At 46.7% G+C, this 15,025-nt stretch carries 15 protein-coding genes and 1 riboswitch; of the genes, 9 read left to right on the top strand and 6 right to left on the bottom strand.

Annotation, left to right across the window (positions count from 1 at the left end; genetic code table 11):
- Nucleotides 1-21 precede the first annotated feature (21 nt).
- From ACSNJE_RS05430 to ACSNJE_RS05450, 5 genes are all read left to right on the top strand, one after another.
- Nucleotides 22-942 (top strand): AAA family ATPase, encoded by a 921-nt coding sequence (locus ACSNJE_RS05430; RefSeq protein ID WP_474774258.1) that lies wholly within the window; start codon nt 22-24, stop codon nt 940-942.
- A 2-nt stretch (nt 943-944) separates the two neighbouring features.
- Complete coding sequence (locus ACSNJE_RS05435; protein WP_495252167.1) at nt 945-2,348, top strand: VWA domain-containing protein; 1,404 nt, start codon at nt 945-947, stop codon at nt 2,346-2,348.
- 23 nt (nt 2,349-2,371) lie between these two features.
- The gene (gene bshB1, locus ACSNJE_RS05440) at nt 2,372-3,076 is read left to right on the top strand and encodes a bacillithiol biosynthesis deacetylase BshB1 (RefSeq protein WP_495252168.1); all 705 of its coding nucleotides are present in this window, start codon (nt 2,372-2,374) and stop codon (nt 3,074-3,076) included.
- Nucleotides 3,073-4,191 carry an N-acetyl-alpha-D-glucosaminyl L-malate synthase BshA gene (gene bshA, locus ACSNJE_RS05445; RefSeq protein WP_495252169.1) on the top strand — a complete coding sequence of 373 codons (1,119 nt, stop codon included), beginning with the start codon at nt 3,073-3,075 and terminating at the stop codon, nt 4,189-4,191. The genes bshB1 and bshA overlap by 4 nt, the downstream gene beginning before the upstream one ends.
- A 183-nt stretch (nt 4,192-4,374) precedes the next feature.
- The gene (locus ACSNJE_RS05450) at nt 4,375-4,785 is read left to right on the top strand and encodes a Fur family transcriptional regulator (protein WP_495252170.1); all 411 of its coding nucleotides are present in this window, start codon (nt 4,375-4,377) and stop codon (nt 4,783-4,785) included.
- A 63-nt stretch (nt 4,786-4,848) separates the two neighbouring features.
- Here the strand turns inward: ACSNJE_RS05450 and ACSNJE_RS05455 are convergent, their stop codons facing one another.
- Together ACSNJE_RS05455 and ACSNJE_RS05460 are read right to left on the bottom strand one after the other, a co-directional pair.
- Entirely contained in the window at nt 4,849-5,034 is a 186-nt protein-coding gene (locus ACSNJE_RS05455; protein ID WP_013119752.1) for a hypothetical protein, read from the bottom strand.
- Nucleotides 5,035-5,318: 284 nt separating this feature from the next.
- Nucleotides 5,319-6,002 carry a metal-dependent hydrolase gene (locus ACSNJE_RS05460; RefSeq protein WP_013121176.1) on the bottom strand — a complete coding sequence of 228 codons (684 nt, stop codon included), beginning with the start codon at nt 6,000-6,002 and terminating at the stop codon, nt 5,319-5,321.
- A gap of 97 nt (nt 6,003-6,099) precedes the next feature.
- Here ACSNJE_RS05460 and ACSNJE_RS05465 point away from each other — a divergent pair, with 97 nt between their 5' ends.
- The gene (locus ACSNJE_RS05465; protein ID WP_013121175.1) at nt 6,100-6,408 is read left to right on the top strand and encodes an MTH1187 family thiamine-binding protein; all 309 of its coding nucleotides are present in this window, start codon (nt 6,100-6,102) and stop codon (nt 6,406-6,408) included.
- Here the strand turns inward: ACSNJE_RS05465 and ACSNJE_RS05470 are convergent.
- From ACSNJE_RS05470 to ACSNJE_RS05480, 3 genes are all read right to left on the bottom strand, one after another.
- Nucleotides 6,405-6,872 carry a sporulation membrane protein YtrI gene (locus tag ACSNJE_RS05470; RefSeq protein ID WP_052219100.1) on the bottom strand — a complete coding sequence of 156 codons (468 nt, stop codon included), beginning with the start codon at nt 6,870-6,872 and terminating at the stop codon, nt 6,405-6,407. The two genes, ACSNJE_RS05465 and ACSNJE_RS05470, sit on opposite strands and share 4 nt — an antisense overlap.
- The gene (locus tag ACSNJE_RS05475) at nt 6,869-7,192 is read right to left on the bottom strand and encodes a YtrH family sporulation protein (protein WP_052219101.1); all 324 of its coding nucleotides are present in this window, start codon (nt 7,190-7,192) and stop codon (nt 6,869-6,871) included. Before ACSNJE_RS05475 ends, ACSNJE_RS05470 begins: the two co-directional genes overlap by 4 nt.
- A gap of 81 nt (nt 7,193-7,273) precedes the next feature.
- On the bottom strand, nt 7,274-7,825 hold the full coding sequence (locus ACSNJE_RS05480; protein ID WP_052219102.1) for a flavin reductase family protein: 552 nt from the start codon (nt 7,823-7,825) through the stop codon (nt 7,274-7,276).
- Nucleotides 7,826-8,110: 285 nt separating this feature from the next.
- On the opposite strand from ACSNJE_RS05480, the gene ACSNJE_RS05485 reads away from it, so the two are divergent.
- A complete protein-coding gene (locus ACSNJE_RS05485) occupies nt 8,111-8,497 on the top strand; it encodes a PilZ domain-containing protein (protein ID WP_495252171.1) in 387 nt (128 codons plus the stop codon).
- Between the two features lie 59 nt (nt 8,498-8,556).
- A riboswitch (cyclic di-GMP riboswitch) is annotated at nt 8,557-8,679 on the top strand.
- 90 nt (nt 8,680-8,769) lie between these two features.
- Entirely contained in the window at nt 8,770-9,981 is a 1,212-nt protein-coding gene (locus tag ACSNJE_RS05490; RefSeq protein WP_495252172.1) for an EAL and HDOD domain-containing protein, read from the top strand.
- 25 nt (nt 9,982-10,006) lie between these two features.
- Here the strand turns inward: ACSNJE_RS05490 and ACSNJE_RS05495 are convergent, their stop codons facing one another.
- Nucleotides 10,007-11,344 (bottom strand): B12-binding domain-containing radical SAM protein, encoded by a 1,338-nt coding sequence (locus ACSNJE_RS05495; RefSeq protein ID WP_495252173.1) that lies wholly within the window; start codon nt 11,342-11,344, stop codon nt 10,007-10,009.
- A 215-nt stretch (nt 11,345-11,559) separates the two neighbouring features.
- Between ACSNJE_RS05495 and ACSNJE_RS05500 the strand changes: the two genes are divergently transcribed.
- Nucleotides 11,560-15,000: a DNA polymerase III subunit alpha gene (locus tag ACSNJE_RS05500; protein WP_013121171.1), complete on the top strand. Its 3,441-nt coding sequence runs from the start codon at nt 11,560-11,562 to the stop codon at nt 14,998-15,000.
- Nucleotides 15,001-15,025: the final 25 nt, after the last annotated feature.

Consider the following 15,025-nt stretch of genomic DNA (forward strand, 5'->3'; position numbering starts at 1 on the left):
AAAAAACGGGAGTTGTGTATTATGAAGGATTTTACGGTGGAAGAACTGAAAAAGGCCTTTGAAGAACAAGCCTATATCTTGGAACAGGATACGGTTGTTACGGTGTTTCTCGCTTTAAAGCTGGAGAAACCTTTATTGGTGGAAGGTCCGCCGGGGGTGGGGAAAACAGAAATCGCCAAGGCCCTCAGTAGGATTTTTCAGGCGGAACTTATAAGGCTGCAATGCTATGAGGGGTTGGATGAAAATAAGGCCTTATATGAATGGAACTACCAGCGCCAGTTAATCCGCATTCAACTGGGCAAAGCGGAAGAAGGCGGGGACATCACGGAAGAAGACCTTTTTTCGGAAACATATTTACTGGAACGTCCCCTCCTAAAGGCTATCCGGACCGAAAATAAACCCGTACTTTTAATTGATGAAATTGACAAGACCGACGAGGAATTTGAAGCCTTTTTATTCGAGATATTGTCCGATTTTCAGATTTCTATACCTGAACTGGGTACAATAAAAGCTAAACAGATTCCCATAGTGGTATTGACCAGTAATGCGGAACGGGATTTGTCCGACGGTTTAAAACGCCGGTGCGTTTACCTTTACGTGGATTACCCATCGATAGAAAAAGAACTGCGCATCATCAGGGCCAGGGTGCCCGGGGTCGGTGAACAGCTTTCCCGGGAAGTTGCCCAGGCAGTCAATTACCTGCGCACAGGTATTGAACTAAAGAAAAAACCCTCCATATCGGAAACCCTGGACTGGGCCAAAGCCCTGGTACACATGGACGCCGATAGGTTAGATCCGGCCCTGGTGGAATCGACGATTAATGTGTTGCTGAAAAATAAGGAGGACCTGGACATTTACCGGCAGGAGTTAGGAGCGGCCGGACTTTTATCAGCTATGCGGTCGCCGGACTGTTCGTGCCGGCACAAGCACAGGAGGGATTAGTTATGTCCCACCCGGCCCAAGAAAATTCTACCGGGCGCCAGCGCTATATCGAAAACAGCATTGTCAGGTTTGTTGATGCTCTTCGGCGCCTTGGCCTGCGCATAAGTTCCGCCGAGGTCATTGATGCCGTGCGAGGACTGCAAATGGTGGACATTATTGACCGGGAACAGGTGTTGGCCGTGTTTCAGGGAACTCTGGCCAAGGATGAAACCAGCCGCAAGCAGGTCAAGCGCGCATTCGATGCCTATTTTACAAACCCTGAAAATATGGAGAAAAGAGTGGCTCAGTATGTTGAGGGCCAGGAAAAGAAAGCTGTGGAAATGCAGGCAGCGGAAAAAGATTTGTCCTTTGAGTGGGAACAATGGGGACAAGACGGTGAATCTTCCGGCCAGTTGCAACTGAAGCTCACTGACGAGGAAAAACAGGTTTATGCCCGGTTGCCTGAAGATAAAAAACAGAAAATTCGGGATTATTTACAGAGCCAGTTCCAGGGGAATCGTATAAACAGCCCGGAACAACTGATCACCAATGTGGTGAGAAGTTCTTTAAACTATTGGAAACACAGGCTGCGGCAGGAAGAAGCACACCCGCCCTTTGAGGTAAATTATACAGGTGACCCCGAAATGGACAGTCTGCTGGACGAGGTAGTAAAACAGACTATTCAGGAAGAGGATTTGCTTTATGAGGACATGCAGAAACTGGCGGACAGGGACCTGCCGCAGGTGGGGGTACTGATAAAGAAACTTTCCCAAAAACTGGCGACCAGGATATCCCGGCGGTATAGACAGAGCAAAAAGCGGCGCCGCCTGGACCTGCGCCGGTCAATTCGCCACAATATGCGGTATGGGGGAACTCTTTTTAAACTGGATTTTAAAACGCGAAAACCCCGGAAACCACGATTTTTATTGATAGCCGATGTATCGGGTTCAATGGCTAAATATGCGGGTTTTATCCTGCAGTTTATTTACGGTTTATCCAGTACGGTGGAAGACATCGAAAGTTTTGTTTTTTCTGAAGGGGTGGAACGGATTACGCCTTACTTCAGGGCAGGACATCCCTTTGACCAAACCATGACCGATATTGTTAATAGAAGCAAGGAGTGGGGCAAAGGGACCGATTTATATAAAGCCCTGCAGGTAATCAAAAACAAATATGGCGCCCTGCTACGGCCCGATACCTTTTTGATAATATTAAGCGATACCAAAACGCTGAACTATGCCAGAGCGGCTGAGGAAATGACCAAACTGAGAAAGAAAGTAAAGGAAATCATCTGGCTGAATACCCTGCCGAAAAAGAGTTGGGACGATACGCCATCTGTGCAGGCTTTTTGCGCCAGGTGCCTGATGTACGAGTGCAATACGCTGGCTCATCTGGAGCGGATTATGACCAGTAGGATGTTGAAATAAACTCAGGAAAAGGGGTATGCGGTATGGATTCTGAAAAATTGGACATGATTGCTTTCGGCGCTCATCCTGATGATGTGGAAATAGGAGCGGGCGGGCTTATAGCCAAACAAACGGCCAAAGGATATAAAGTGGGCATTGTCGACCTGACCCGTGGTGAACTGTCCACCAGGGGAACTGTGGCAATCAGAGAGCAGGAGGGGTACAAAGCGGCCGGCATACTGGGGGCAGTTTGGCGGAAAACCCTGGGCATACCCGACGGAGAAGTTTCGGTATGCAGGGAAAATATAGACCTGGTAGTAACTCTGCTCAGAAAATATAAGCCGACGGTGGTTCTGGCTCCTTACTGGGAAGACAGACACCCCGACCATGTCAAGGCGGCCCACTTGATTGAAGAGGCGGTGTTCAAAGCCGGTTTAGTGAAATATATGCCGGAAATTCCGCCCTTCAGGCCCCAGGTTATTCTGCATTACTACCTGAATAGGCCCGGGAACGTTTCGTTTATAGTGGACATCAGCGAATATTTTGCCACCAAGTGGGAAGCTTTGCTGGCCCATGATTCCCAGTTTGGGCAGAGGGGGCTGTTGGGAGCAAAAGACCCGCTGAGTTTTGTAGAAAGCCGCAATCGGCAGTACGGGGCGCAAATAGGGGTTGAATACGGAGAGGCCTTTACCACTAAGGTGCCGGTGCCTTTGAATGACCCGATTGCCGCCTGGAGGGAAACCAAATGAGAATCGGTATGATCTGTTACCCTTCATACGGCGGCAGTGGAGTGGTGGCTACAGAGTTAGGAAAACAATTGGCCTTCAGAGGCCACGAGGTGCACTTTATCAGTTACGAACGTCCTTTTAAACTGGACCTGTTTCATGAAAACATAATTTTTCATGAAGTAGACATTGTTGATTACCCGTTGTTCAAGTTTCCTCCGTATTCGATGGCTTTGGCGAGCAAGATATATGAAGTAGCTAAATGGGCAGGTCTTGACCTGCTTCATGTTCATTATGCTATACCTCACGCAGTAAGCGCTTACCTGGCCAAACAGATGCTCAAAGGGGAGTTGGAATTACCGGTCATAACTACCTTGCATGGGACTGACATAACCATTGTGGGGTTGGAGAAACAATTTTTTGATATTACCCGTTTTGCCATCCAGAGCAGCGATGGGGTCACCGCCGTTTCCAGAAGCCTACGGGATGAAACCCTGCGCCGGTTTAAACTGAACAGGCAGATTGAAGTAATTTACAATTTTGTGGACCCCGAAGAATACCGGAGGCTGCCGTGCCCTCAGTTAAAGAAAAGATTTACCGACGGCGAAGATAAACTTCTGATTCATATCTCCAACTTCCGACCGGTAAAACGTCTGAAAGATGTGGTAGATCTTTTCGCCCTGGTTAACAGTAAGATTCCGTCCAAGCTGCTGCTGGTCGGCGACGGGCCGGACGGTTCTTATATTCATGAATATGTAAGAAAGATCGGCCTTTTAGACAGGGTATTTTTTTTGGGTAAACAGGAAAGGGTTGTGGAGCTGCTTTCTATCTCGGATTTATGTTTGCTTCCCTCGGAAAAAGAAAGTTTTGGCCTTGTTGCGCTGGAAGCAATGGCATGCCAGGTGCCTGTAGTCGGAACTAAGGTAGGGGGACTACCGGAGGTGGTCAGAGACGGCGAGACGGGAATCCTTGAAGAAGTAGGTAATGTTGCGGCAATGGCTGAAAGGGCTGTGAAACTCTTAAGTGACGAAGAGAGCTATTTACAAATGGCCCTGGAAAGCCGCAGGCATGCTGTCAATAAATTTCACGTAGATGATATGGTAACAAATTACCTGAAATATTATGAAGTTTTTCTTTGAAACTGCCCTTTGGCCATTTTTTTGCGATAAATTAAGAGAAAAGTCTGAAAACTGCAAAGAAAGTAAGTTGACAAAAGTTGACAGTAGAAGAAAAAGGGGATATACTTAATGCAAAGCTAATTTAAATATTAAATAATTAAATATTTTATATTTTCTTGGTGTGAAAGAAGGGTGAATTGCACATTGAGGGCCAAAACCACCAGAATGACCAAACAGAAAAGAATTATCTTAGAAATACTACGCAATACAGACTGTCATCCATCGGCAGACTGGGTATACGAACAAGCCAAAAAAGTAATTCCGGATATCAGTTTGGGCACCGTTTACCGCAACTTAAACGTATTAAAAGAACTTGGTGAGATTTTGGAACTTAATTATGGCTCTACATATAGCAGATACGATGGCAAAGCTAACAATCATTATCATTTTGTATGCGAAAACTGCAATAAATTAGTAGATGTTGATATGCCTGTTTACCAGGGCTTGGATAAAATGGTACAGGATACGACGGGGTACCAGGTTAAGTACCATCGGATGGAGTTTTATGGTATTTGCGATAAATGCCTGCAGAAAATGGCCGCCGAGCAAAGATAAAAAGCGTATTTTACATACGCTTCAGATTGATGACAAAGCTGCATTATCATAATTAAGGGGAGGTTAAATGATTCCTCCGCTCCGGGCGAAATCTCCATCGGATAACCGCTCCCGCTTACGCGGCTCGCGGACCGATGGACGATTTAAGCCCCGCTCCGGAAAACATTTAACCTCCCTTATCAACATCCTGGGGCGCCCTACATAAGTTGAGTGCCGGACTTCCCGGCGGCCTTCGCCATCTTCAAACATGCGGGAACTCTCTGCCTGCTTGGCAGCGGTTTTGCGGGCGCAGTCGCTCCCAAACGGTAGGCGGAGAACCCTGCCTACCCTTCCCTAGGTAAGGGTGAGAAAGTGGCCGCTGTGGAGGTAAAACAATAAGTTGCGACTTGGTGGAGGGCGGGTAGACAGTGTTAACGACAGCGATTTCAACTGAACGGAGTTTCACACTGTCTCCGCCCGTAACCTTGGAGCAACGGTTGTTTTACCTCCATAGCGGTATTTTTTTTTGCAGTACAACAGTATATACGCTTTTTTTAAATATTGATGGATTCGCCCGGTTGTAATATAATTACCGGTATGCCAGTTTCCCTTTCCACCGTTTCCTGAAATTGTTTCGGGTTTTGGTTAATTAATTCCCAGGTGTTGTAGTGCATAGGAATTACTTTTTTCGGCCTAAGCATGCGCACAGCCTCCAGGGCATCCCGGGGGCCCATAGTAAAATTGTCCCCGATAGGTAGTAAAGCATAATCAATGACATGCAGCCGACCGATCAATTCCATATCCCCGAATAAACCCGTATCTCCGGCGTGATAAATAGTCTTGCCGTTGATGGTAATCAGGAAACCGCAAGGATTGCCCAGATACTGGGCCGGCGAAGAACCAATGGAGCTGCCGTGTAGCGCCATGGTAAGTTTTACAGTGAATTTGCCAAAATCATGGCTGCCCCCAATATGCATGCCATGGGCCTGCACACCTTTATCAGCACAATATTTGGCTATTTCAGCTACGGAGATAACAGTTGCGGAATTTTTCGCCGCAATCTCCAGAGTATCACCGAAATGGTCAAAATGGCCGTGGGTTATCAGGATCCAGCCGGCATTCACATCATTGACGGAACACGGAGCAGCAGGGTTATCGGTGATGAAAGGATCAACAGCCAGCCGTACCTCCCCGGCTTCCAGCAGGAAAGCGGCATGTCCTAAAAATTTAAGTTGCAATTTCATCACTCCTTGCTAAAATTTATAATTGAAGTTGATGTAAAAAATATTATTTGCGGATAAAAATATTAATGTTTCAGAGAAGGAGGCAACAAAAATGGCAGTAGTAGAATTAACGGTGGTTCCTTTGGGTACCGGGTCGCCGAGCATTAGTAAATATGTGGCCGGATGCCTGGAACTAATCAAAAGGAAGGAAAACGTAAAATATCAGCTTACCCCCATGGGAACCATTTTGGAAGGGGATCTAACGGATATTCTGGAGCTTGTCCGCCAGGTCCATGAAGTTCCTTTTGGCAAAGGGGCTCAGCGAGTTATTACAACGGTGAAAATAGATGACCGAAGGGACAGGGAGTTAACCATGGAGGGCAAATTGCAATCTGTTTACAGTAAGATGGAAAAAGTTTAAGGATATTGACCGGCTTTGATGTCATCGTCCGGCACGATGTAAACAAGAATACGTTCTGAAACCAATACCGCTTTTACCCGCAGGGTATAAGCGGTTTTATCAATTTCCGTGACTCTGTTGTCTAGAATATTGCTTACCAGAATAGGGTCGATGTTTTCAACTTCTTTTCCGACTAATTCCTGCAACATGCCTTTGGCAAAGTCTTCAATTTCCAGGCGGATATATTTTTCATCGTGGAGAACATGAATTTTTATTTCTTTAACCAGGCTCTCCTGTCTTAAATCCAGTTCCGCCTGAAGGGATTCTATCTGTCTCTCCTGGTCTGCTACCTTATCCTGCAGGCTTTGGATTTCCAGGTAAGCTTTTTCCAGGTGCCGGCCTGTGATCAGGTTGGTAACTGAGGCTCCTGTAACCAGTCCCAAAAAGAAAAGAGCCACCAATCTCAAGCCTGTTGCTGTTTTCATTGATGGCTACCAAGTGCGGAAATAATGATATATCCCAGGTGGGCCCCCGTAAAGGCCCCCAGGATAAACAACAACTGTTTGGCAACAGCCCGCACTTCTCCCTCCAATATGCCTGATTCCAGTATATGCAGGGAATCGAAGGTTCCGCCGATGGCGGCAACTATAGCCCAGATTTTTATTTCTCTGGCCAGTTTTAACATGACCCTTTGCGGACCATGGCCTGTCAAAAGAGCTGACAGAGACCCGATAATCGATCCGCCGAGCATCAAACCCAAAGCTGTAAAGAAAATAAAAAGAAGTTTGGCGCTGAAACGTTCCATGGTATCCCCTTTTGAGATTTACAGTGCCTTTTTGTTTATTGTTATTTTCTATACTTTCTTATTATGCCGTCCGGCGACTAATTATTTTTTGGAATACCCGTAAGTGCCGATTTTATCGGAAATAACCCGGTAATCACGGAGACAGAAACCATAGGGTTTGATTTTATCCAGGTTTGGATTACCCTGTTCATCAAGTACATCCTCATTGAAGTGAACAGCTAATACCTCTGCAATGAATACATCATGGCTGCCCAGGTTAATGGTTTGTTTTACGCCGCATTCAATGTTTACGGGGCATTCTCTTATTAGCGGGGCTTTAACGCGGGATGCCGGCACAGGGGTTAACCCTGTTTCCTTAAACTTATCCACATTTTTTCCTGATGTTATTCCGCAGTAATCAACCAGTTTTGCCTGGTCGGCGGACGGAATATTGATAACATATTCCTGTGTTTGTTTAATTAAGTGATGGGAGTGCCTGCTGGGCTGAACACTGATGTAGACCATGGGTGGTACGCTGTTGATGATACCTGTCCAGGCGATTGTAATAATGTTTGGTGGGTTGTCTCCGCAGGTCACCATGACCGTTGGTACGGGGAATAGAACCGTTGAAGGTTTGACAGTGACTTTGCTCATAAAATACCTCCTTTTATTGTGACAAATTGTTGTGACAAAAATTCGGTTTTGGCGGCGATTAAATCATTGTTTCCATTTTGTCACAGTTTTAGTTTACCACAGAAAAATCCATTTTAAAATGCGCGGGGGAAAACAATTTTTCGATAGGGGTGAAATGTTTCTACATAATAATGACAGGAAATTATCTCTGTTTGTTGAATAAAACCAATTACGGTTAAAAATTTGATAAAACCTGTTGGAAGCAAACTATTTATGTGATTACCGGTCCTTTGGGGTGAGGTTTCTTTGGATTTTGGTGAGTATACACAGGATAACAGAAGATTCTACCGGGTCAAAATTAATAAAAAAGTAATTTGTAGGTTTTTGGGTGAGGAGGGTAACCGGTTCAAGCTTTTGTCAATGGTGGGCATGGAAGTTGTACTGCTTAACTTGAGCCCTGCCGGCGCCTGCATTACCTGCGAAGGCAGTATCAGCACCTGCGCAGTGCGGAGAAATAACCTTATTGAAATTGACATCCCCATAACTGACCGGGTGATTAAATTGACGGGCCGGGTGATTTGGTTTAAAAAGACGGAAACAGGGGTAAAGGCAGGCATAAGTTTTGAAAGAATACCTGCAGAGGATAATGACATGCTCTTGCGCTACCTCCGGGAGGAATTAAGGTTTCAATAAGAAAATTTACTAAACTATGGAAGGAATTTCCCAAGAGTTGGCGAAAACAATAAAGAGCTGATAATATTGGGCAAACCCGTACGAAAGACGGGGGCGCAAAGCCGTGGGTCTAAGAATTAGTGACCAGTGGCCGGTGACTATGTGGCTACTGACCACTGATTTATGACAGCCTGGTTGCCGCATGATGCGAAAACCCCTTGCTGTCAAAGGGGTTTTTTAAATATGGAATATATTTCTTCTTTTTCGGGGAGGGGCCCCTGCGAGGGAATAAGATGGATGTATTTGTTGCCAGACAGCCAATTTTTGACAGACAGCAGAAAGTGTGCGGCTACGAACTTCTGTACCGGATGAGTACAGAAAATCAATACATCTGCGCCAATGGGGACCAGGCCACGTCTGACGTAATTGCTAACAGCTTTTTGCTCATTGGTCTTGAAACGCTGACTGGTGGAAAAAAGGCCTATATTAACTTTACAGAGAATCTGTTAAAGACCGGCCTGCCGACCAATCTTCCGCCGAATATGGTGGCTGTGGAAATACTGGAAGATGTGGAACACTGTGAAGAAATAATTGCGGCCTGCCGCAAACTCAAAAAAATGGGATTTACCATAGTACTGGATGATTTTGTAGTGAACGGGTGCAGCGAACCTTTACTGGAGTTTGCCGACATTGTTAAAATCGATTTTGTGAATACGACTCCGGCACAAAGAAAAAACATCATAAGGAAAGTGGGCTTCGGGAAAATAGAGTTCCTGGCCGAAAAGGTAGAAACACGGGAGGATTTTGAACAAGCTCTGGAAATGGGTTACTCTTATTTCCAGGGATATTTCTTCAGCAAGCCGGTGATTATGTCCTGCAGGGACGTGCCGGTTTATAAGCTGAACTACCTACGCATCCTGCAGGAGGTTAACAGGCCGGATATGGACTTCGGGAGCCTGGATAGTATTGTCAAGAGGGATGTATCCCTGTCCTATAAACTACTGAAGTTTATCAATTCTGCCGCTTTCGGGTTCAGAACAAAAATAACCTCCACTAGGCATGCCCTGGTAATGCTGGGTATTAATGAAATAAAAAAATGGGTATCTTTGATAGCGCTTCATAATCTGGCAGAGGATAAACCGGACGAGATTATGACCTGTTCAGTAATCAGGGCCCGGCTGGGGGAGTTGGTTGCCCCCAAAATAGGGCTGCGGGGTTGTGAATCAGACTTGTTTATGATGGGGCTATTTTCTATGATTGACGTACTGATCGGCAGGCCTATGTCCGTCATACTGGCCGACCTGCCTATATGTGACCAGGTTAAGACAGCGTTGCTGGGCCAAGCCTGCCGTTATTACGATGTGTTAACTATGATAAAGGCTTATGAAAAAGCGGATTGGGCCACCTTTTTCAGGTATGCCGAGGATTTTGGCCTGAATGAAAATGAAATGCCTGAACTGTATGTTCAGGCTCTGGAGTGGACTAATAATTTTCTTGTTGTTTGATAAAACTGCCGTTTCTAATATCCAATTATCTTTTCATCCAATCCCGATCATTGCCTACTTTTATGTTAAAAATTCTCTTGACATTTCTGGAGAAATTACCAAACTTGTTAAATGCATTATAAAGCATTTGCAGTCTGACGTCGTCCAGGTTATAAGCATATCCCAAAGAATTACCTCTATATTTTTGGGTTTTTTTCATGTATTGTTCTACTTCTGTTCCCGCAAGGGGAATGAGCTTTGACGCCAGGTTAAATTTAAGCTTACTTATTGGCATCGTTCGTGTTGCCTTTTTGATAAACGCCATATTTTCTCGAAATTCTCTGATGGTTATCCTGTCATCAAAGGTTATAAATCCCATAATTACTATGAAATCAAGCCTGCCCAATATTTCCAAAGCTTTTATGTTTTCTTCCACGGTAATATCTTTCTTGAAACGGTCGAGCATGGTTTGGGAACCTGACTCCACTCCCAGAAAAACTTTGCTTAATCCTGCTCTCTTTAAAATTGCAAACAACTCTTCATCCACATCATCGGGTCTGCACTGAATAGATAAGCGCAAATCCAAATTTCTTTTCAAAATTTCCTCGGCAATTTCCCTGGCTCTGTGAAAACCATGTCCCTTACCTCCGACAAAATTGGCATCATTAAATTCAATATTTCTTACTCCGTATTCGTTATACAGCACGTCTATTTCTTCCATTACATTTTCGCTGCTTCTAAGCCGGTATTTTGGCCCAAATTTCGAGTAAAAAGGGATAACACTGCAAAAACTGCAGCGGCCGTAACAGCCGCGAGAACTGAGCATGGTGGCGAAACCCAGCCTTTTCAATACTTCCGGAAGACTATCCCTTGCAGGAAAGGGTAAGGAATCCAAGTCTTTAATGAGCGGTCGGGGTTCGTTGGTAACGATTTTGTCATTTTCCCGATAGGCGATGCCTCTTATTTTTCGCCAGTCTCTACCGTGCAGTACTGTTTTGGCCAGTTCAACGAAGGTATGCTCCCCTTCGCCCAGGACTACTGAGTCGATGGCGGGAAACATATGCATTATTTCCTCGTAACAAAAAGTGGGATATATACCACCAATGGTTATATGGGTATCTAACCCTTCGCTTTTCAGGGCGGTTATAAAATCGAAAGCCAGGTCCGCGCTGTCCTGAAAAGGTATGCTGATACCTAGTATTTCGGAAGAAAAATTTTTGACTTGCTGCAAGGCTTGGGGTACTGTCCAGGTTGGCATATTCAATATTTTAACTGTAATGCCTTTTTCTCTGAGACAGGCTGCCAGATAACCCAGTCCCAGATGTTCGAATGCCTCATTTATCCTCGAAGGAGGATTAATCAATAATACATCGTAGCGCTCCATAAACCTTCTCCTTAAACAATATAAATAATGTAAATACCAATACATGATATGTGAATTAACAGAGGAACGAAACCCTTAATTTTTGCGGGTATCAATTAACCTGCAGAGCTGATTTTGCAGATTGATTGATGCCTATACTTATCTCAGGGAAAAATGAAGGAAATACTCCAAGTGAAGCGAATTTCTTAGGCAAAGGTTCTACACAGGGGGTTATCATGGCTGCTGATTTTATCCACCTCCATGTTCATACAGAATACTCTCTCTTAGACGGTGCAGCCCGCATCAGGGACCTGGTGTCCGCTGCCGCCGAAAAGGGGATGAAGGCCCTGGCTGTTACCGACCATGGGTCTATGTTCGGGGTTATTGATTTTTACAAAGCCTGCAAGAAGGCCGGGATCAAGCCTATTCTGGGCTGTGAAGTTTACGTGGCACCTCGTTCCATGGACGACCGGGAGCCGGGACGGGATGACGCCAACTACCACCTGGTTCTTTTGGCGGAAAACGAAACAGGGTATAAGAATCTCCTGCACATCGTTTCTGAAGCCTATACCCGCGGCTTCTACTATAAACCGCGTACCGATAAGGCGGCCCTGCGCAAGCACAGTGAAGGGTTGATTGCCTTAAGCGCTTGCCTTGGCGGTGAAATTGCCACGGCTATTGTAAACGGCCAGTCTGACAAGGCCCGGGCCGCGGCCAGGGAATATGAAGATATATTTGGCAAAGGGAACTTTTTCCTGGAACTACAGGACCATGGCCTAGAAAATCAGCGCATGGTCAATATGGAACTGGTCAAAATCGGCCGGGAACTGAATATTCCCCTGGTTGTCACTAATGACGTCCATTACGTGCGGAAAAGCGATGCCGAGGTGCAGGATGTCTTACTCTGCATTGGTACAGGGCGGACCATGGAAGATGCAGACCGCATGGAATTCGGCACTTCGGAATTCTACCTGAAGGATGCCCGGGAAATGGCCCTGCTGGCGGGAGAATACCCTGAGGCTTTGGCCAATACTGTCAATATAGCGGCACGGTGTAATGTGGAGTTTGATTTTAGCCAAAACTATCTTCCGGATTACATGATTCCCGAAGGGCATACGGTTGAGTCTTATTTGCGCCAGCTATGCCTGGATGGCTTGAAAAAGCGCTATCCCAACGCCGGGGAAGAAGTCCGCAGGCGGCTGGAATATGAGCTACAGGTCATTAACGACATGGGTTTCCCCGGTTACTTCTTAATCGTTTGGGATTTTGTGCGTTTTGCGCGGGAAAAAGGGATTCTGGTGGGACCGGGGCGGGGGAGCGCCGCCGGGAGTTTGGTGGCTTATACTCTGGGGATAACCAACATCGACCCCTTAAAATACGACCTTCTTTTTGAGCGGTTCCTGAACCCTGAACGGGTAACTATGCCGGATATTGATATCGATTTTTGTTATGAGAAGCGGGAAGAAGTTATCCGTTACGTTATAGAACGTTATGGGGCCGACAGGGTAGCCCAGATCATCACTTTTGGAACCATGGCAGCGCGGGCGGCCATTAGGGATGTGGGCAGGGCCTTGAATATGCCCTATGCAGAGGTAGACCGGGTAGCTAAGATGATTCCCGGGGAACTGGGCATGACCCTGGACAAGGCTCTGGAAGCAAGCCCCGAATTGCGGGAGCTTTATGAAACAGAACCAAAGGTACACAAGCTGGTAGATATGGCCCGGGCTATCGAAGGCATGCCGCGACATGCCTCCACCCATGCGGCGGGGGTGGTCATCGGGAGAGAACCCCTGACCCGTTACCTGCCCTTGTATAGGTCTTCTGATGGGGTGGTGACCACCCAGTTTGCCAAGGAGACTGTCGAGGAAATCGGCCTGCTGAAAATGGACTTGCTGGGCTTGCGTACCTTGACGGTAATTGGGGATGCAGTGAATATCATTAAGCATACCACTGGTGATGAAATTGATATAGACAATATTCCCCTTGACGACCGGGCCACATATGAAATGCTGGGCCGGGGAGATGCCATCGGGGTTTTCCAGTTGGAAAGTTCGGGCATGCGGGCTATCTTGAAGGAACTAAAGCCCGAAGTTCTGGATGATATTATCGCCCTCGTTGCCTTGTACCGCCCGGGCCCGTTAGGCAGCGGCATGGTGGAAGATTTCATCCGCCGCAAGCACGGACAGAGTGAAATCAAGTACCTGCACCCGGCGTTGGAGCCAATTTTAAAGGATACCTACGGCGTTATCCTTTACCAGGAACAGGTCATGCGGATTGCTAGCGACTTGGCCGGTTTTACCCTGGGCGAAGCAGATCTGTTGCGGCGGGCCATGGGTAAGAAAAAGCCGGAGGTAATTGCCGGGCTCCGGAACCAGTTTATTGAGGGGGCCCGGAAAAACAACATTGAAGAAACTATTGCCGGGCAGATTTTTGACCTGATGGAATACTTTGCCGGCTACGGGTTTAACAAAAGCCACTCGGCGGCTTACGCCCTGGTGTCTTACCAGACGGCTTACCTGAAGGCCAATTATCCCGTGGCTTACATGGCGGCCCTGCTGACCAGCGTGGCCGGCAGCAGCGACAAAGTGGCTGTCTATATCGAGGAATGCAAACGTATGGGTATAGATATACTCCCTCCGGATATCAATGAATCCCTTGTAAATTTCACTGTGGTAGGAGATAAAATCAGGTTTGGGTTGGCGGCGGTAAAGAATGTGGGGCGCCAGGCCATTGAGCATATTATAGCTGTGCGCAGCAAAAAGAAGTTTGCCTCCCTGCTGGATTTCTGTGAGCGGGCCGAGCACCGGGTAGTTACCAAGCGGGTGATTGAAAGCCTGATCAAAGGAGGCGCTTTTGATTCTCTGACGGGCAACCGCCGGCAGTTGCTGGAGGGTTTGGACAGATGCCTGGAATGGGCGGCCAAAAGGCAAAAAGACCTTTCCACCGGCCAGATATCTTTATTTGATGTATATGAAGGCGACAGCAGTTTTGGCGGAGAGGTTCCGCTGCCTCCGGTACCGGATTTTCCGCAGCATGAATTACTGGCCATGGAAAAGGAAATGCTCGGGTTGTATATAAGCGGCCACCCACTGGAACAGTATCGCCGGGAACTGGCGGAAAAAACGACGGCCACTACCGCCCAATTAGTGGAGATGCAGGACCAGGAGGAAGTTGTTATTGGCGGTATTATTGCCGGTATGCGGAAAATTACCACCAGACGGGGAGAAACCATGCTATTGATGAACCTGGAGGACTTGGTAGGCAGTGTGGAAGTGATTGTCTTTCCAAAGGTCTATCAGCAGTTCCGGGCCATGATATATCCTGATGCCATTCTTTTTATTCGCGGTCGTATTAACCAGGGAGATGAGGAAGTAAAGATTATTGCCGAGCAAATAATGAATCCGGCTACCGGACTTTTATCGGAAATATACCTGAAAATTCCGTCTGCCGGCGATGCGGCCCTCATGGACCGGTTGAAGGGTGTCATGCGCCGTTACCGGGGCAGCCACCCTGTTATGCTATATTTTACCGATACCCGGAAAATGATTAAAACCAAGACCGAATGGTGGCTGAACCCCCTGCCGGAAGCATTGGCCGAACTTACAGACCTGCTGGGCGAGGGATCGGTATTGGTGAAAGAAAAAGAAGATAGCGGCGGCAGCGCCCTGCCTGTTTAGCTACCGGAAGGAAAAGAAAGACCTG

Source organism: Thermincola sp. GK-1, from assembly GCF_059412445.1.